Origin of the sequence: Acetobacter sp. (assembly GCF_047723915.1) — a bacterium.
Classification (GTDB): Bacteria; Pseudomonadota; Alphaproteobacteria; order Acetobacterales; family Acetobacteraceae; genus Acetobacter.
The window spans coordinates 13,085-31,734 of the sequence record NZ_JBDOBQ010000017.1; the positions used below are offsets into that span (position 1 = coordinate 13,085).

Genomic DNA, 18,650 nt, shown 5'->3' on the forward strand with positions numbered 1-18,650 from the left:
AATAAGATATATCTATTCCCCATGCGCCTGACCCTGCATACCGACTATGCCCTGCGAACCCTGATCTATCTGGGGCTCCACACCGATCGCCTTGTCTCCATCCGCGAGGTGTCGAAGGCGTACGGCATTTCCGAGAACCATCTGGTCAAGATTGTTCACCGGCTGGGCCAGGGCGGGTTTATCGATACCCTGCGCGGGCGCAACGGGGGGCTCAGGCTCGCGCGGCCGGCCGACCAGATCCAGATTGGCGATGTGGTCCGCTACACGGAAGAAGACATGGGCCTGGTGGCCTGCATGCAGGCGGCCCAGCCGGGCGAACAGGGCTGTATTCTGGCCAGGGCCTGCCGCTTGCGTGGCACGCTGGGGGAGGCCCTGGGGGCTTTCATGCAGGTGCTGGACCGCTACACCCTGGCGGACATGATTACCAGCAACGAGCGGCAGAGCCTTGGTGCTGTCCACCATCCCGAACAGGCCCGGAGCATTGTATAAAACAAAAGTGCCTGAATGGATTTTTCTGTTCAGCCTGATGTTTCATGCAAAAACCACCGCCCGTCCGTCTGCCCGCCCGCCCGCGAGCGCGTAAGCGGCATCGGGTCTGTGCCGTAACCGGGGCGTCCGCATAAAATCATCTGGGCGGTTTGTCCCCGGGCCATGCGTGAGCACATCCATGAAGCACAGACGCGGATGGGCGGCTTTCGGGCGGCTTCAAGGGGGAGGTGTTTTATCAATCCGGGCGGAAAGCGGGCATGTCATGAGAATTCGTAGGAATTGAGTTTCCGCATGATAGTTTTATTCCGGATATATTGTCTTTTAAAATATTCCTGTCTTTTATAGATATTTGAACAGGCTTCATTCATTTCCGCGGAGAGTTCATTTTTTCTTTTCCGGGGAAGGCTGCTATCCCATTCTCCCGCCAGATACTGACACATCTTTGCATCATGGAAAAAGGCAGCCACATCAGCAGGAAAACTTTTTTCAGCGTGGGCAATGGCGGGTGGCACATTGACACACTCCAGTATGACAGAAACAAGTATTCCAATGATCGTCCGGCGGGCAGTGCGGTTCCTCTTTCTGCCTAACACCGATTTTAATAACCCCGCATGATTTTGCAGCATTCTGCAGCTCCCGGCCCCGGCTTTATTGAACGTCGATATAAAATCTTCAGCGTTTCTGCGGGCCACAGGTTTTGGTGTATGCGTCATATGCATCGGATAACGGGCCCCGAAACATCGGGCGACGGGTCTTCCATTCCGCTGTCTGTCCGCACGGCTTCAGGCCCATGGGGCAAAGGGCTGGTCATGCACCCTGACGATGTATAAACCCGAAGAGGAAACGGATCGTCAGCTTTTGCTCCAGGCGCATGAAGAGAAAGGTGGGGGAAAAGTTCAGCCTGTTGGGCGTCGTGTGCCTGGTCCGGCACAAGCGGCGTCAGAATCGACCTGCCACCCCGAAGCCAGCCCCACAAACGCCTCACAACGGCTCATATGTCCAACCTGTCTCACATTCTTTTCCTCATAATGTTGTCTGTGACGGCGCTGGTGCCGGTGGCGTGGCTGCCGATCTGGCTTCAGGACCGGCAGCACAAGGCCGTTTTCTGGAGCATGCTCGCCGCCCTGACATTTGTTGTCAGCATGACCTGCCGTGTAACGCTGCCGTTTTTGCCAGCCATTGCCATAGCCAATGCCGGACTGCTGGTTGCCCATAGCCTGATATGGGTCGCCTGCCGCTCCCTGCGCAAAGGGCTGCCGGCGTTCGGTCTGATCGTCGCACCCGCGCTTATCTGGATCGGCCTTTGCCTGCTGCCCTCTTTCCAGGCTGACGTGAACCTGCGCATGTGCGTTTTCGGCCTGGTTGCCGCCAGCCTGAACGGACTGGCGATGCGTGAAGTCTGGCTGATCAGGCGCGGCAATCCCGTCGTCAAAAACTGGCTTCTGGGGGTGCTGGGTATTGAAGGGGCGGTAAAACTGGCCTGGGCGGTGTGGGCTCTGACCCAGCCGGTCGGCAAGGGCCTGATCTTCTCGACCATTCCCGGTTTCATACCCATGCTGGCGGGTATTACCGGGTTTATCATGCTTGTCGGCCCTGCGCTCGTGGCGCTGGACAAAGAACTGTCCGACCTCCATCAGCATGACGCGGCCAGAAAAGACTTCATGACCGGTATTGGCAACCGCCGTTACCTGGAAGAAACGCTCGAAGAGTATTTTGAGCGGGCGGCCCAGAGTGGGCTGCCGCTGTCGCTTGTCATGGTCGATGCAGACCGGTTCAAGGAATACAACGACCTTTATGGCCACCCTGCCGGCGACCGGTGCCTTCAGGCCCTGGTCGGGGTGCTCAAGCTCTGTTGCCGGTCGGGTGATATCGTCGGCCGGTATGGTGGTGAGGAGTTCGCGGTACTGCTTCCCGAAACCGACGCCAACGGCGCTCTGGCAGCCGCGCAGAGAATGCTCCTTGAAGTCCGCGCCTTACGGCTTGAGCATGCCATGGCCCCCACAGGGATTGTTACGATCAGCCTTGGCGTGGCTTCGACAAACGACAATATCGCGCAGATGACGCCAGCCGAGCTGATCAAAATGGCAGACCTGGCGCTGTACAGCGCCAAGCATGACGGCCGCGACAGGGTCGGCATGACCGTGCCGGAGGGCAGTGTGCCAGAAGGGGGCATGCCAGAAGCAACCACGCCAGCGAACACGCCAGAAGCGACCACGCCAGAAGGCCCCGTGTCAGAGGGCAACCTGCCACAAAAATTTCATGACGACGTGTCCGGGAGCGACACAAGACCCTGCACTGCTACAGATCGCGGCCACTAGAACAGAACCAGCGTATTCCAGTGACACACAGCAAATACCCGCGTGGGGCCGTGTTGTCTGTGCTGTCCGGAGTTGGTCGGGTAAGAGTGCACCCAGATGATCAGGCGGTCACACGCGCGCTGCGTTCCTCGGAAAAGGGGCGAACCGGCCTTTGCCATGGACCGTTCCCCGGAGCGCAGGCGTCAGTCTTTCTTGGCCCGCTTCCCGGTCAGGGCGAGGGGGTCTGAAGCCGACAGCGTCATTGAAAAAATTGTTCTGGCCCGAGCACTCGAGGCCTCATGGCGCCAGGCGCGTCTTCAGTCTCGCGACCAGAGACGGAATTACCGTGCGTCTGCCGCCATTGACGTCATTGCCACCCATCCGGTCGACGACGTCGCTGGCCGCCCGGCTTTCGACGTCGATCAAGGCCGCCCGCCTGCTGCTCGAGCGCTTCCTGGAGCGCGGCCTGATCGTGGAAGTGACGCACAGATCCGCGCGCCGGCTTTTCGCGCTCCGGGACATGGAACCGCTCCACGAGGTTGTCCAACCGCGCCAGAAAACAACACCCGGGCGGAAACGTGGTAGGCCCCGCGCCACCGATATGCTCGAACTGCCCCCGGTGGGGGACAGTTCAGTCCGGCGGGCTTTTCAGCCGCTTGAGCGTTAAAGAAGGGTTTTGAAAGGCACTCTCATCAATGGGATTTGAGCCCGGTGACCGAGCTATGCGCGCCGTAAAATAGGCCAAACGAGCATGAGAAATCCCATTATATTATTGATTCACCTAGTGAATCATTAATATTCTATTTATTTAGTTTTTGAATTATTTGAATTCAATTGCTTATCACGCCGAATAATGTCAGCATCAAAATGATCCAGTATATAAGCTACAAGAAGCGTAGGGACATTTACCGATGGCCAAAAAATACGATGACGATGATAGTGGAATACAGCCCCTTCACAGTCCATATAATCTCTTAGCCTTAGCTGTAAATTTAGCAGCTATGGAATTGGCCACAGACAAATTAGAAAATGTCCGACACTATCTTGTTGCTCTTTCTAAGAGTACCAATCAAGACTGTAGCAGCGTGCTAAATCTTCTTGATATTTAACTATACTCCACATGACCCACCCCCTCTTGATATCCACTCAAAAGGAGAGTTCCCTTTTGTATGGTTTGAGGGTGATGGGATGACAAGGAGCCCGGGTGCATCCTTCTCGATCGGACTCTATTTTTCATTGGTTATACTTGAGCATTATTGTGAATAGCACGTTTGGCTTCTTCCTTCGACGTGCAGAATGAAACAACAGGGTGTTTTTCCTTCGCAAACCGGAATTCGGTATATTCGTCGGTTAGATCGACGTGTTTGCATAGCACATGGTCGCCCACCTTGCGATTATGTGGGGGCGTTTCATGATGGTTGAGATCAAACTGCTTCTGTCGATGGGGTGAGAAAAAATTCTGGTTGGTGGGCGTTCTTGTCGGTTGGGGTGTGTATGGTGAAGCCCGGTGGAAGTGCTCCGTCGTGATATCGGCATGCCGGAAGGTCAGTCGGTTTGCATCCGCCGATGCGACGCGAATGGTCCGGGTAGCTGCGAAAGACCCGGCCGCATGCAGCAGGCCGCCCGGAATCAGGGCGTCTGCGGCCGCACCTGCCAGCCCCGCAACAGCGGGGAATGCATGCGCCTTCAGGGTCGCGCTACGAACCGCACGTTCCGTCCGGGTTTGGGGGTGTGTGCCGGTGCTCCATGCACGCTGTCGGGCGGTCATCATGTCAACGCTGTGAACAGCAAGGGCAATAGCGGTCATTTTACTGATTGCCGACCCAAATGTCGAAATGATGCCGACATCTTTATAGCCATCTCAATGGCAAGTGGAATTTGTAATGGTCATGTCTGCTATATGGAAAGCGATTTGACCAACTGTATGACCGAGATGAGGGCGGAAGCCGCCTGTCTGTTCCACTATCGAGAAGCAGACAGGTCGCTATGGCCGGGAAAGCAGAGGGTCGGTTTTGGGAGATAAACGGTGTCTGGAGACTTTCCACTGAACTCAGGTTCAGCAGAAAGACTCTGTTTGCTTGGTTTTTGCAAACATCTTTACCCATTCTGATGGGATCATCTGCACGGGGTCTGCTCTGGTAGACCCGCCGCGCGTTATGTTTCCGGGCGGATCGCCTGGCGCAAAGATCGTCACTTGCGATGATGCCGTTTCGGGTCGCACGATAGGACTGTGACAGCAGCCGTATCTTCAAAATCGTCCGGATGCGCCGTGAGAGGCATGGACACGACATCGTCGCTCCGATGGTCGGCATAGACGAACGTCAAATAATAAGACTGAGCCTCGATCCGAGGATCGCCATTAAACATCTTGTCCCATTCCAGCAGGTCGCGCCGCAGCGGCGATCCGACGTCGCCGCTGCGGGTCCAGACCGCCGACACACAGGTCGAAACACGCTCGACGCGCACGATCAGCCGCCCATTGAGAAACGCTTTTCCATCAAGCTCCTCGTTGAACATCGTGTTGAGATTGTAGGTCAGCTCCTCCAGGGACTCCGGCCTTGCGCCTGCAAGGGCGGTCCCGCCGACACAGACGACGCAAATGAGATACAGGATGGCGCGGATCATCAATTATGCCTTTAAAGTATAAAAAACGCATTATTCTTTATTTGTTCCGAATTCTGCACTCAGTATCAACGATGCATCCTGTGTGCGGTGATGTCTGCTTTATCAAAAATATCCGATAAGAGCGAGCGTCCGACATGTAGGCGGAAGCCGCCTGTCTGTTCCACTATCGAGAAGCAGACAGGTGGGAAAGCGGAAGGTCGGTTTTGGGAGATAAACGGTGTCTGGAGACTTTCCACTGAACTCAGGTTCAGCAGAAAGACTCTGTTTGCTTGGTTTTTGCAAACATCTTTACCCATTCTGATGGGATCATCTGCACGGGGTCTGCTCTGGTAGACCCGCCGCGCGTTATGTTTCCGGGCGGATCGCCTGGCGCAAAGATCGTCACTTGCGATGATGCCGTTTCGGGTCGCACGATAGGACTGTGACAGCAGCCGTATCTTCAAAATCGTCCGGATGCGCCGTGAGAGGCATGGACACGACATCGTCGCTCCGATGGTCGGCATAGACGAACGTCAAATAATAAGACTGAGCCTCGATCCGAGGATCGCCATCAAACATCTTGTCCCATTCCAGAAGGTCGCGCCGCAGCGGCGATCCGACACCGTCACTTCGGGTCCAGACTGCCGACACACAGGTCGAAACACGCTCGACGCGCACGATCAACCGCCCATTGAGAAACGCTTTTCCATCAAGCTCCTCGTTGAACATCGTATTGCCGTTGTAAGACTGTTCCTCCAAAGACTCCGGCTTGGTGCCCGCGTGTGCGGTGCCGCCGATACAGACAGCACAAATCAGGCTCAGGATAGCGCGGATCATCAATATCGTCCTTTCAGCAGAAGCATGGCCTCGTCGTGCCGTCTCCGGACCAGACCACGCAAGACCTTGCCTTTCGAGCGCACCTGCTCCTCAATGATCATGGCGGCCTTGCGTTTGTCGCCGCTGTTGATCGCAGCACGGACACCCGGCCAACCTCTGCCTGGATTGTAGACGAACGAGACGAGGGCATCGAACTCGTTTTGTGTCAGATAAGCTAAAAAGTTAATCAGAACGTAGCCAGAGAGAGACGCGTGACCCCGGCAATTTCCGCAGATCTGAAGCCGATCCGTAGCCGCACTTTTGGCCCGGTTAAGGGTTTTCTGGCTTGGCAGATAGCGTTTGACGACGCTGACGAGTTGGTGTTCGCTCATGACACAGTCAGGGCGGGATGCTGGTTGGTATGCGACATGACGTGTCCTGAAATGCAGACACAAAAAAGTCGCCGGGTCAGGGTGGGTTTTGCGTGTGGCAGGGGTAATCCGCGCCATGGTCTATGCCATGGTGCTTTCGGGAGGATCATGCTTTTGTGGAAAAGTCCAGATCAGTGAACATCACTATCGGAACTGTATCTGATATGTGGCAAAAACCGCGCGCATATACCAGATAGAAAACAGGCTGACCGGATTGCACCCCTATCCGATTTTACGAAATTTTCAGTTACCCGCAAATGTCTGACATGAGGCGGAGGTCGCCTGCCCGCTGTTGTCTCGCTCAGCAGAGTTCTAAACGGGGGAGGTGGAGTGTCCGTTTTCGCACATTAAACGGAATAGACAGCGGATACCGGGAACATCTTTTGTGTATCATACTTCAAATTATCGTTTGTTGAGTATTCTCCCGGCTCGCTGGCCCTTATGATCCTGCCAGTCCTGCAATGAGAAATGGAGAATTCGTCTCATGACTACTCTTGGCCTGGTCGACAGAGAACAGCGTGACATGGTGGCGGCGTTTCCATCATTCGGTTCCGGACGGGGGGATCTGGCGGCATTTCGTCAGACGCTGGTCGAGGGTACGACAGCGCTTCTGAACTCCGCATCGGCCAGGTTTGAAGAACAGTCCGTTCCCGGTCCTGACGGGGCTGCTGTTCGTGTCATCGTGTTCCGCCCATCGGGCACTGCCGGCACGACGCCTGCCATTCTCTATGTCCATGGTGGCGGGATGATTGCCGGCACCCCCGACATGCAGGCCGGTACGCTTGCGCGGCTGGCATCGGAAACAGGCAGCCTGATCGTGTCGGTTGATTACCGGCTGGCACCGGAGGTGCCTTTTCCCGGTGGGCTGGAGGATGTCTATGCCGCACTGGTATGGCTGCATGGCCATGCAGGGGCGCTGGGGGTCGACCCGGATCGTATTACGGTCATGGGGGATAGTGGCGGCGGGTGCCTGGCTGCTGCTACCGCCCTGCTGGCGCGTGATCGCGGGCAGGTACCGTTGCGCGCGCAGGTCTTGATTTACCCTATGCTGGACCTGCGTACCGGTGGGGCGGATGCGCCATCGGACGATCCCACAACGGGGGAATTCGTATGGACACGGGAGCAGAACCAGTATGCATGGTCTGCCGTGCGGGGGGACCTTGCGGCGGATGACCCGGGCCTGGGCTACCTGTCGCCCGCCCTCATGCCCGATCTTGCGGGGCTGCCCGCAACATTGATTGTGACAGGCGCGCTCGACCTGTTTCGGGATGAAGATGTCACGTTCGCGCAGCGCCTGTGGCAGGCAGCGGTTCCGACGGAACTTGTTGTCTATGCCAATGCGGTGCACGCGTTTGACCTGCTGCCGACATCCCTTGGCGCGCGTGTCCGTCGTGATGTGCTGGAAGGCCTGCGCCGCCTGCTCTAGCACCCGCGCCTCATCCGCGTGGATGAGCGGTCTGGAAAATGCACGTTTGTATAGTCTGTTTTTAGAGAATGTTGATTATTGTCCGGTCGAGGGGGCACCTCTTGGGTGGGTTGGTTTCCAGCCCGCCGCCCGCGACCGATGGTGGAAGGTGGTTTACCCGCCCGCAAGCCCAGACATGGCGGATCGTTCCGCCGTTGTGCTGCGGAATAGTCTGGCTTGGTGGGAATAATCCGATTTTCGGATTGGAATCATAAATAAATGCCGTTGGAAAGATTGATCTCCTTCCCGTATCAAGCGGGGGAGGGGATTGCCGATGACACTTGACCAGCTTCGCATTTTTGTCGCCGTTGCCGAGCGCCAGCATGTTACGCGCGCGGCGGAGGCGCTCAATATTACCCAGTCCGCCGCCAGTAACGCCATTGCCGCGCTGGAGGCACGCTACGGGGTGGCTCTTTTCCACCGTGTCGGGCGTGGTATCGAACTGACCGAAGCCGGCGCCCTGTTCCTGCCCGAAGCGCGTTCCGTGCTGGGGCGGGCGTCGGCGGCGGAGCTTGCTCTGGCCGAATACGGCGAACTCAGGCATGGCACGCTGCGTGTCGTGGCCAGCCAGACGGTTGCCAGTTACTGGCTGCCCGCAAGGCTTGCCGCGTTCCACCTGCGCCATCCCGGCATTGCGATCGAACTCAGCATCGACAACAGCGAAGGTGCGGCCCGCCGCGTGCTGGACGGGACAGCCGAACTGGGCGTGGTGGAAGGAACGATCGACGCGCCCGCCCTGGCGTCCTGGCCGGTGGGGGAGGACAGGATGTGTCTTGTCGCGTCGTCCCCCATCGGCCCGGTCGATGACGACTGGCTGCGCGCCGCGCGCTGGATTGTCCGGGAACAGGGATCGGGCACGCGTTCGACGTTCGAGGCGGTGCTGCGTGCGCGTGGTTTCGACCCGCGCGATCTGCGGATCGCGATGGTCATGCCCTCCAACGAGGCGGTGCGCGGCGCGGTCGAGGCCGGGGCCGGCGTTGCCGTTCTGTCCGAATTTGTCGTGCGTCGGGCGCTGGTCGCAGGCGACCTGTACGGGCGTGACTGGGCTATGCCTGCCCGGCCCTTTTATGCCCTGCGGCACAGGGAGCGCTATCGCAGCCGCGCGGCCGATGCGATGGTCGCCATTCTTGAAGAGCAGCACACATGATATGCCCCGATAACGCGCAAAAGCCCGCCAACCCTTTCAGGCCGTTTGCCGGGCTTGCCCACCCGCGCGAGGTCATACGCCAGTTCACGCCGAACTGGTTCGCCGCAACCATGGGCACCGGCATTCTGGCGCTGACCCTGCCCCAGATGTCGGGTATCGGCCCGGCACTTACGCCCGTGGGGCAGGGGCTGTGGTTTCTGGCCATCGGGCTTTTCGTGCTGTTCAGCGGGCTTTACGCGGCGCGCTGGCTCCTGTTCGGGCAGGAGGCGCGGCGTATTTTCGGGCATAATGTCGTCTCGATGTTCATCGGCACCATCCCCATGGGCCTTGCAACCATCGTGAACGGTTGCATCATGTTCGGCATCGGGCTTTTCGGCCCGGGCATGATTATATGCGCGCAAGCCCTGTGGTGGGTGAGTGTCGCCATGTCGCTGGCCTGCGGGGTGGGCGTGCCCTACCTGATGTTCACCCGCCACCGGATCAGCCTGGACGGCATGACGGCGGTATGGCTGCTGCCTGTGGTCGCGGCCGAGGTGGCCGGGGCGTCGGGCGGGCTGCTCGCCCCGCATCTGGCCGATGCCCATGCCCGGCTTGTGGTGCTGGTGGTGTCCTATGTGCTGTGGGGCTATTCCGTGCCGGTTGCGCTCGGCATTCTCGTCATTCTCGTGTTGCGGATGGCGCTGTACAAGCTCCCGCATGAAAGCATGGCCGCATCGTCCTGGCTGGCGCTGGGGCCGATTGGAACGGGGGCGCTGGGCATGCTGGTGCTGGGGGGCGATGCGCCGGCGGTTTTTGCCGCCAATGGCCTTGCGCCGATCGGGCAGGCCGCATGGGGGATCGGGGCCTTGGCCGGTCTTGCCCTGTGGGGGCTGGGGCTGTGGTGGCTGGCATTGGCTCTGTTCATTACCGTGCGCTACTGGCGCGACGGTATTCCGTTCAATCTGGGCTGGTGGGCCTATACCTTTCCCCTTGGGGTGTATACTGCCGCGACCTATCGCCTGGGGGCCACCCTTCACCTGGGTTTTTTCGGCGCCGTCGCCACGGTGCTGACGGCAGCGCTCGCGCTCATGTGGGTGGTTGTGGCGTCCAGAACGCTTGCAGGCGCATGGAAAGGGCATCTGTTCGTATCGCCCTGCCTGGCAACACCGCAATAACCGGCGACACCCGGTCTCATGCGCCGCAAAGGCCGGGACCGGGTGCCGATCAGCTCCCCCGATCTGCCGATCCGATCTGTCTGACCGGTCTGCCAACCCGGTCATAACTGCGCAATCCGCGCCTGCCCAAGCTGCACCGTCCAGTCCGCCCCGCCCAGTGCGTAATGTTCGATCAGAACTGCCCGATCAGCACTGTCCGGTCTGGCTACCCCCAGCCTGCCCGCCTTGACCGGCTGCCCGCACAGCCTGCCCGTTCATGCCCGCCGCGCCGGTGTCAGGCGCGCGATTTGCGGGCTTTGACAACCAGCGTGTCCAGGTTTGAAAGAAAGCGGGAGCGGTCGGCTTTTCCAAATCCGGCGGCACCGGGGGTCGTGACACCGGCCGAGCGCAGGTCCGTCATCAGGTTTCGCATCGCCAGCGCCATCCCGATCGTGTCGCTGTCGAGAAGGCGGCCCTTGGGTTCCAGAACATAAGCGCCTTTGCCCACGCAGCGGGCCGCCAGGGGAATGTCCGAGGTAATGACGATATCTTTCTCCCCCGCACGTTCGGCAATCCAGTCATCCGCGATGTCGGGCCCGGCTTCCACCACGACGCGCTCGATCAGTGCGGAGGCGGGGACTGCGATCATCCTGTTGGAGACAACAAAAACATGCAGGCTGTAACGCCCCGCCACACGATACACTTCGTCTTTGACGGGGCAGGCATCAGAATCAATAAAAATCCGGGTCATGTTTCCTAATCTGCATTGGCGCGCACGGCATTGCAAACCACCCCTGACCTGCGCTGCCGGGCCGGTCTGCATGGTGGCCGCAGGTCCGGTCATGAAGTGTCGGCCCGGCTTCGGGCCCGCAAAGACCTTGTGCGTCTGTTCGCGGCGGTTTTTCCCGCCCCCCGCGTGCGTGCGTCTGGGTCGGCCAGTCCGTGCGGGCTCAGGGGGGTACTGGTCAGGTGCTGCCGTTTTGCATGCGGGGAAAGAACGGACACCCTGCTCCGGCCTGGATGGAAGCGGCACGGATATCTGCCCGGACAGCGGCGGGCTGGCCCGGAGCGATAGCGGGTGCCGGGCAGGGTGCCTGCCGTACCAGGCGGGGTCACACCGGCAGGGCCGTGCCGGGTTGTGCTGGGCAGGGCCGTACCAGGCAGGGCCGGGGCGGCGGGGTTGGCCGGGTGGAGCAACGCGCCATCCCGGCCTTGGTGTTTCAGGCCGTGCCGGCGCCGTATTCGGCGTCGTGGTCGACCAGGGCAATGGGGTAGTCGCCGGTAAAGCAGGCGTCGCAATAGCGTTCGCGACAGTTGCTGCGGCTTTCATGGCCCATGGCGCGATACAGCCCGTCGAGCGAGATAAAGGCCAGGCTGTCCACACCGATCAGTTCGGCCATGGTTTTCAGGTCATGCTGGGCGGCCAGCAGCTTGCTGCGTTCGGGCGTGTCGATGCCGTAAAAGCAGGAATGCTTGGTGGGCGGGGATGAAATGCGCATATGCACCTCCGTCGCCCCGGCGGCGCGCACCATGTCCACGATCTTGCGCGACGTGGTGCCGCGCACGATGGAGTCGTCCACCAGAATCACGCGCTTGCCGTCCAGCGTGGGGCGGTTGGGCGAATGCTTCATTTTTACGCCCAGATGGCGGATCTGGTCGGTGGGTTCGATAAAGGTGCGGCCCACGTAATGGTTGCGGATAATGCCCAGTTCGAACGGTATGCCGCTGGCTTCGGCATATCCGATGGCCGATGGCACGCCGGAATCGGGCACCGGCACCACCACGTCGGCTTCGACATGGCTTTCCTGGGCCAGTTCGCGGCCGATCTGCTTGCGCACGTTGTAGACCGGCAACCCTTCGAGAATGGAGTCGGGGCGCGCGAAGTAGATGTATTCGAACACGCAGAAATGCGGCTTGGTGTCCCCGAACGGGCGCAGGGAGCGAATGCCGCTGTCGTTGATGATGACAAGTTCGCCCGGTTCCACATCGCGCACGAACTCGGCCCCGATGATATCGAGCCCGCATGTCTCGGACGCCAGAACCCATGCACCTTCCCGGCCGTCTTCCCCGGGCAGGCGGCCCAGCACCAGCGGGCGCACGCCCATGGGGTCGCGCACGCCGATCAGCCCTTCCTGCGACAGCACCACCAGCGAGTAGGCGCCCGTCACGCGCTTGAGCGCGTCCATCAGCCGGTCTTCCACCGTGGCGTACAGCGAAATGGCAATAAGGTGGACGAACACTTCCGTGTCCATGGTGGACTGGAACAGGCAGCCCCGGCGGATCAGTTCGCGGCGCAGCATGGCGCTGTTGGTCAGGTTGCCGTTATGGGCCACGGCCAGACCGCCAAAGGCGAATTCCGCGAACAGGGGCTGCACGTTGCGCAACTGCGTGGCCCCGGTTGTGGCGTAGCGGTTGTGGCCGATGGCGCGCGTGCCCTGCAGGCTGGCCATGACACGCGGGTCGCTGAACACGTCGCTGACAAGGCCCAGACCCCGGTGGGAACAGAAGCGCTGCTCTTCCGTGTCGTAGGAGACAATGCCCGCCGCTTCCTGCCCGCGATGTTGCAGGGCGTGCAGGCCAAGCGTTGTCAGGGTGGCGGCGTCACGCGCGTTCCACACGCCAAATACCGCGCATTCCTCGTGCGGGTGGTCGTCATCCGCTGAAAAAGGGGCGGGCAGTCCGCTCAGCATGGCAGCCGACGGCTCGGCCGGGGTTCCGGCCATGGTGTCATGCGGGGTTGCGGATGGGGTTCCGGGCAGGCGGGAATGGAGCGACATAGCTGAGCAGGGGCCTCCGCAATGGGCTGGCTAGGGCCGAAAGGAGCTTACAGGCTGGCGTCATGGCCTGTTGAAAGGTTTGGCGCAACCCTTTTCACGCCAAAATCGGGCAGATAGGGCTGAACCTGGGCGACACCGGACTGGATATAGGGAGTAAGCCTGCTTCCGTCCACCAGGGCCTGCAAATCCTGCGGTTGCAGCAGCCACTCGGCCGCCAGGAACCCCACCACCACGAACAGCGCGCCCCGCACCACCCCGAACGCGGCGCCCAGCAGGCGGTCCGGCCCGTCCAGCGGGGTTGCGCGGACAACGCGCACGATCATGGCGGACACAAGGCCACCCGCCAGCACCACGCCCAGCAGTACCAGCACAAAGGCCACAACCTGCGCACCCAGCGGGGATGCGACATACTGCCCCACCCACCCCGTGAAAACCGTGTGGAAACGCAACGCCGCCATGAAGGCCACCACCCACATGCTCAGCCCCAGGGCCAGGCGCGTAAAGCCACGCCAGAACCCGTGCACTACGGAACAGGCCATAATGGCCAGGGAAATACCATCGAGCAGCGCCATAGCTGCGCCTTATAGCCCACACCGGTCGAAGGAAAGAGAAAAATGACGCAGCCCGGCCCTGCTGCCCGCCCGGCCCCGGTCGGGTTATTCACCCGGCGCGCCCGTCCTGCCCCTTCGGCCTGCCCGTCTGGCTCATCCCGTCTGGCCTACCCCTCCCGGCCCGCCGGTCTGGTCTCTTGTCCGGCCTCTTTGTCCGCACGCCTGTCGTCAGGCTGGTTCCTTTCAGGTCATTTACCTGCCATGCGGCGGTCGGGCGGTGGGGGCGCGTCCAGTCGGTGGCCGATCAGGGCAGCTTGCTGGTGGTAATGCGCCACGGCCGGGGCACCTTGCCACGGGACTTCTTGCGGTGGGGGGGCTGGTTGAGCTGGTGGAGCAGTTCGGCCACTTCAAGACGGCGCAGCAGTTCTGTCCAGACATCGGACGGTTCCACCGCTTCATGCGCCCAGAGCTGTTCCAGCGCGTGCAGGAACGCAGCACTTTCGCGGACGATATCGGCGTGCCTGCCCGCGATCAGGGCCGCCGTGCAGTTGGTGGCATGCAGCCCCACTTTCTGGCTCAGGCGCATCAGGGCGGTATCGACCGTTCTGGCGGTTGTCTCCGGTGCGGGCGGTGCTCCTGCGTGCGTGCCCTTGCCCGCGTTCAGGGTTTTGGCCGGGGCTGGCCCGACGTTCGCGGCGGCTTTGGAGGGCGTAACCTGTGCGGCGGCGGTGCTTACGGCGGCTGCGCGTTTGCGCTGGCCGTTTTTGCCCGTTTGTGGCTTACGGCTGGCTTTGGTGGCAGACCAATGCGCGGGCGGGCGGGACAAGACCATTCCAGCATGATGCGTCGCTTTTCCGCCCGGGGTCAATGTTGCGCTTGCGGATCACTGTTGCGCAAGTGCGCCGCCCCGCCCGCTCTCTCACCCGCAAAGCGGGTGGACGGAATGCGGGGCGCAGGAGTTTGCCAGAGGTGGCTTGCCAGTGGGCTTGCAAAGGGAGCTTACAGTGGGCTGACGGCCCGGGGTTCGGCAGCAGGGATCCTCCGCCAGTATGGAGCCGGCCAGCAGGCTGCTACCGGGGCCTGTCGTCGGGCTTGCCAGAGGGGTCTGCTGGTCGGCTTGCACGTGACCCTGCAAGTGGGTGCCCGATGGGGTTTTTCCATTGGGATGTCTCCAGTGGAATTTCCAGCGCGGTTCCCGGTGGCCCCTGTGGAAGCCCACCGGGTTTCCCCGGCGGGGCGGGGAAACCGCAAGGGCTTGTCAGATGGTGAAATACTTGGCGTGCCTGTTCAGGATGACCAGGGCCGAGGTGGACTGTTCGGGGTGGAGCTGGTCGCCATCGGTCAGCGATACGCCAATGCGTTCGGCGTCGAGCAGGCGCAGTAGGGGGGCCTGGTCTTCCAGCCGGGGGCAGGCAGGGTAGCCGAAGGAATAGCGTGACCCCCGGTAGCCCTGTTGCAGCAGGGCGTCGAGTTCGCGCGCGTCCTCTCCCGCAAAACCCAGTTCCGCGCGGATACGCTTGTGCGTGTATTCCGCCATGGCCTCGGCCATTTCCACCGACAGGCCGTGCAGGTACAGGTAGTCCTGGTAACGGTTTTCCTCAAACCAGTCGCGTGCGATGTCGGAGGCTTTCTGCCCCACCGTGACCACCTGCAACCCGATTACGTCGCGTTCGGGGTCGTTGATGTCGCGCACGAAATCGGCAATGCATTCGCCGTCCGCGCGGGGCTGGCGCGGCAGGGCGAAGCGCGCGGCCTCGGTCACGCCGTCGGGTTCGAACAGCACCAGGTCGTTGCCGTCGCCCGCCGCTTTCCAGTATCCGTAGCTTGCACGCGGGGTCAGGATGTTGTCCTGTTTTGCCAGGTCGAGCATGCGCCGCAGGATGGGGCGCAGTTCCTGCCGGGCCCAGACCAGAAAATCATCCAGCGAGCGGCCCTGTTTGCGAAAACCCCACTGGAACTGGTACAGCGCGCGCTCGTTCAGGAACGGCAGCACCGCCTCGGGTGTGGCTTCCAGCACCCTGGCCCCCCAGAACGGCGGGGTGGGCGTGGTGTCGGTGTTCAGGCGGGCACGGCGTGCGCGGGCTTCGGCCACGTCTACCGGGGCGTAGCCGCGTGTTTCAGCCGCCTCGGGCGTGCGGGCGGTGCGGCGGGACGCCTTGCCTTCGCGCCGTTTCTGGATCGCGGCCAGATAGCCGTCGAAGCCGTTTTGCGCGATCTGGTCCATCAGGGTCAGGCCGTCGAACGCGTCACGGGCATAGGCCACGCGCCCGGTGGGGCCGTAGGCGGCCACGCAGTCTTCTTCCACGTAGTTGCGGGTCAGGGCGGCACCCCCCAGCAGCACGGGCGTTTCCAGCCCCGCGCGGGTGATTTCCTCAAGGTTTTCGCGCATGACCACGGTGGATTTTACCAGAAGGCCGGACATGCCGATGGCATCCGCCTTTTCGCGGCGGGCGGCCTCGATCATGTCGGCCACCGGCACCTTGATGCCAAGGTTGACCACACGGTAGCCGTTGTTGGTGAGAATGATATCCACCAGGTTCTTGCCGATATCGTGTACGTCGCCCTTGACCGTGGCCAGAACGATGGTGCCGCGCTGCTGGCCTTCCACCCGTTCCATATGCGGTTCCAGCCAGGCGACGGCGGCTTTCATGGTTTCGGCCGATTGCAGCACGAAGGGAAGCTGCATCTTGCCCGCGCCGAACAGTTCGCCCACCACCTTCATGCCGTCCAGCAGCACGGTGTTGATGATGTCGATGGGCGCCATGGTCTGCATGGCTTCCTCAAGGTCGGCTTCCAGCCCCTTGCGGTCGCCGTCCACAATGCGGTCCTTCAGGCGTTCGGGCGCGGTTTCGGCCCGCTTGCGCGCCACCGCCTCGGACGCCTTGCGGTCCGCGAACATGGCCAGCAGCGTCTGGAGCGGGTCGTAGCCTTCCGTGCGGCGGTCGAAGATCAGGTCTTCGGCCACCTTGACTTCTTCGGGGGCGATCAGGTGCAGCGGGCGGATCTTGGAGACATGGACGATGGCCGCCGTCATGCCCGCCTTGACCGCATGGTCGAGATAGACCGAGTTCAGCACCGCGCGTGCGGCCGGGTTCAGCCCGAAGGAGATGTTGGACAGCCCCAGCACGATCTGGATATCGGGAAAGGCGTCGCGGATCATGCGGATGCCCTCAAGCGTCCACTGTCCCAGCTTGCGGTCGTCCTCCGCGCCGGTGGCGATGGTGAAGGTCAGCGGGTCGATCATCAGGTCCGACTGGGCCAGACCGTGTGTGGTGCAGGCAAAGTCCACCAGCCGCGCGGCAATGCGCAGCTTGTCCTCGGGCTTGCGGGCCATGCCCACTTCATCGATCGTCAGCGCCACCACGGCGGCTCCGAACTTGCGGGCGAGCACAAGCCGGTCATGGGCCGGGCCTTCCCCGTCCTCGAAGTTGATGGAGTTGATGATCGGCTTGCCGCCATGCAGCTTGAGGGCGGCCTCGATGACCGGGGTTTCGGTCGAATCGATCACCAGCGGCGCATTGACGGAGGAGGTGAAGCGCGTGACCACCTCATCCATTTCCGCGCGCTCGTCGCGGCCGACAAAGGCGGTGCAGATATCCAGCGCGTTCGAGCCTTCGCGCAGCTGGTCACGCCCCAGGGCCACGCAGCCGTCCCAGTCGTGGCTTTCCTGCAGTTCGCGCCATTTTTTGGAACCGTTGGCGTTGCAGCGTTCCCCGATGGAGAAATAGGCGTTTTCCTGGCGCAGCGGCACCTGGCTGTACAGGCTGGCCACGGCGGGCACCCAGTGTACGCTGCGGGGCACGGGAGCGGGGCGGATGCGGCCGCTGTCCTGCGCGCGGTTGCGCAGCATGGCGTCAAGGGCTGCGATATGCGGGGTGGAGGTGCCGCAGCACCCGCCGATCAGGTTCAGCCCGTCCTCGCGGATGAAGCGTTCGACCCAGGTGGCCATCTCCTGGGGGGAAAGGGGGTAGCTGGTCTTGCCGTCCACCAGTTCGGGCAGGCCCGCATTGGGCTGCACGGAAATAAGGCGCGGCCAGTTTTCGGCCAGCCAACGCACGTGCTCGGCCATTTCCTGCGGGCCGGTGGCGCAGTTCAGGCCCATCAGGTCCACATCCAGCGCGTGAATGACCGTGGCGGCCGCCGCAATGTCCGGGCCAACCAGCAGCGTGCCCGTGGTTTCCACCGTAACCTGCACGAACACGGGCAGGGCCACGCCTGCTTCGGCCCTGGCGATCTTGACCCCGTTCACCGCCGCCTTGATCTGGAGCGTGTCCTGGCAGGTTTCGATCAGCACCGCATCCACCCCGCCTTCGATCAGGCCGCGGGTCTGTTCGGCCAGTGCGGCCTCCAGCGTGTCGTAATCGATATTGCCAAGGGATGGCAGCTTGGTGCCCGGCCCCATGGACCCCACCACGTAGCGGGCCCGGCCGTCGGCAAAGCTGTCCGCCGCCTCACGCGCCAGAATGGCGGAATTGCGGTTGATTTCGCGCGTGCGGTCGGTCAGCCCGAATTCGCCCAGCGTAATGGGCGACGCGCCGAAAGTGTTGGTTTCCACCATGTCGGCCCCGGCCTCGAAATACCCGCGATGGATTTCGCGGATCAGTTCGGGGCGCGACAGGGTCAGGATTTCGGTGCAGTTTTCCTGCCCCCAGTAATCGCGCTGCACGTCCAGATCCAGCATCTGGATACGTGAGCCCATGCCCCCGTCGCAGAGCAGAACCTGGTCACGCAGGGCATCGAGTAGGGCGGGGCGAGTGGACATGACAGCACGGAACCAGACAGAAGGGGAAAACGGCAAGGTTGCGGCCAGCGCACGCCATGGTGCGGACCGCAACCCGGATCGGGCGCGCAGCCTGGCAACCCCGGTGGCCGACCGGGCAGGATACCGCCGGCAGCGTGCGGGGGCAGGACCACCGCGTACGCAGCGACAGACACCGTGC

General features: G+C 61.7%; 16 protein-coding genes. 6 read left to right on the plus strand and 10 right to left on the minus strand.

Annotated elements, in window-relative coordinates:
• Window positions 1–21 precede the first annotated feature (21 nt).
• Window positions 22–489, plus strand: a complete 468-nt coding sequence (locus ABF990_RS09985; RefSeq protein WP_415492106.1) for an Rrf2 family transcriptional regulator — start codon at window positions 22–24, stop codon at window positions 487–489.
• A gap of 260 nt (window positions 490–749) precedes the next feature.
• Here ABF990_RS09985 and ABF990_RS09990 read toward each other — a convergent pair whose 3' ends face one another.
• Window positions 750–1,202, minus strand: a complete 453-nt coding sequence (locus tag ABF990_RS09990) for a hypothetical protein (protein ID WP_415506590.1) — start codon at window positions 1,200–1,202, stop codon at window positions 750–752.
• 315 nt (window positions 1,203–1,517) lie between these two features.
• Between ABF990_RS09990 and ABF990_RS09995 the strand changes: the two genes are divergently transcribed.
• Complete coding sequence (locus ABF990_RS09995) at window positions 1,518–2,807, plus strand: diguanylate cyclase (RefSeq protein ID WP_415500876.1); 1,290 nt, start codon at window positions 1,518–1,520, stop codon at window positions 2,805–2,807.
• Between the two features lie 325 nt (window positions 2,808–3,132).
• A complete protein-coding gene (locus ABF990_RS10000; protein WP_415500877.1) occupies window positions 3,133–3,453 on the plus strand; it encodes a hypothetical protein in 321 nt (106 codons plus the stop codon).
• 573 nt (window positions 3,454–4,026) lie between these two features.
• Here ABF990_RS10000 and ABF990_RS10005 read toward each other — a convergent pair.
• The 4 genes from ABF990_RS10005 to ABF990_RS10020 all read right to left on the minus strand — a co-directional run bounded on the left by ABF990_RS10005 (window position 4,027) and on the right by ABF990_RS10020 (window position 6,598).
• Window positions 4,027–4,593: a hypothetical protein gene (locus ABF990_RS10005; RefSeq protein ID WP_415500878.1), complete on the minus strand. Its 567-nt coding sequence runs from the start codon at window positions 4,591–4,593 to the stop codon at window positions 4,027–4,029.
• A gap of 383 nt (window positions 4,594–4,976) precedes the next feature.
• Entirely contained in the window at window positions 4,977–5,411 is a 435-nt protein-coding gene (locus ABF990_RS10010) for a hypothetical protein (protein ID WP_415506591.1), read from the minus strand.
• A gap of 381 nt (window positions 5,412–5,792) precedes the next feature.
• Window positions 5,793–6,227 carry a hypothetical protein gene (locus ABF990_RS10015; protein WP_415500900.1) on the minus strand — a complete coding sequence of 145 codons (435 nt, stop codon included), beginning with the start codon at window positions 6,225–6,227 and terminating at the stop codon, window positions 5,793–5,795.
• Window positions 6,227–6,598, minus strand: a complete 372-nt coding sequence (locus tag ABF990_RS10020; RefSeq protein WP_415500901.1) for a glycoside hydrolase family protein — start codon at window positions 6,596–6,598, stop codon at window positions 6,227–6,229. The genes ABF990_RS10015 and ABF990_RS10020 overlap by 1 nt, the downstream gene beginning before the upstream one ends.
• 523 nt (window positions 6,599–7,121) lie before the next feature.
• On the opposite strand from ABF990_RS10020, the gene ABF990_RS10025 reads away from it, so the two are divergent.
• The 3 genes from ABF990_RS10025 (at window position 7,122) to ABF990_RS10035 (ending at window position 10,403) form a co-directional block, all read left to right on the plus strand.
• On the plus strand, window positions 7,122–8,063 hold the full coding sequence (locus tag ABF990_RS10025; protein WP_415492114.1) for an alpha/beta hydrolase: 942 nt from the start codon (window positions 7,122–7,124) through the stop codon (window positions 8,061–8,063).
• A 313-nt stretch (window positions 8,064–8,376) separates the two neighbouring features.
• A complete protein-coding gene (locus ABF990_RS10030; protein ID WP_415492115.1) occupies window positions 8,377–9,249 on the plus strand; it encodes a LysR family transcriptional regulator in 873 nt (290 codons plus the stop codon).
• Window positions 9,246–10,403, plus strand: coding sequence for a TDT family transporter (locus ABF990_RS10035; RefSeq protein WP_415500902.1), 1,158 nt, complete (start codon window positions 9,246–9,248; stop codon window positions 10,401–10,403). The genes ABF990_RS10030 and ABF990_RS10035 overlap by 4 nt, the downstream gene beginning before the upstream one ends.
• Before the next feature lie 274 nt (window positions 10,404–10,677).
• On the opposite strand, the gene ABF990_RS10040 is transcribed toward ABF990_RS10035, so the two are convergent.
• The 5 genes from ABF990_RS10040 to metH all read right to left on the minus strand — a co-directional run bounded on the left by ABF990_RS10040 (window position 10,678) and on the right by metH (window position 18,472).
• Window positions 10,678–11,133 carry a YaiI/YqxD family protein gene (locus tag ABF990_RS10040; RefSeq protein WP_415492117.1) on the minus strand — a complete coding sequence of 152 codons (456 nt, stop codon included), beginning with the start codon at window positions 11,131–11,133 and terminating at the stop codon, window positions 10,678–10,680.
• A 469-nt stretch (window positions 11,134–11,602) separates the two neighbouring features.
• Window positions 11,603–13,072, minus strand: coding sequence for an amidophosphoribosyltransferase (gene purF / locus ABF990_RS10045; protein WP_415500905.1), 1,470 nt, complete (start codon window positions 13,070–13,072; stop codon window positions 11,603–11,605).
• A 134-nt stretch (window positions 13,073–13,206) separates the two neighbouring features.
• Window positions 13,207–13,731, minus strand: a complete 525-nt coding sequence (locus tag ABF990_RS10050) for a CvpA family protein (protein WP_415492118.1) — start codon at window positions 13,729–13,731, stop codon at window positions 13,207–13,209.
• A gap of 283 nt (window positions 13,732–14,014) precedes the next feature.
• Entirely contained in the window at window positions 14,015–14,536 is a 522-nt protein-coding gene (locus tag ABF990_RS10055; protein WP_415500903.1) for a phosphoribosyl-ATP pyrophosphatase, read from the minus strand.
• 432 nt (window positions 14,537–14,968) lie between these two features.
• A complete protein-coding gene (metH, locus tag ABF990_RS10060; RefSeq protein ID WP_415506592.1) occupies window positions 14,969–18,472 on the minus strand; it encodes a methionine synthase in 3,504 nt (1,167 codons plus the stop codon).
• Between the last annotated feature and the right edge of the window lie 178 nt (window positions 18,473–18,650).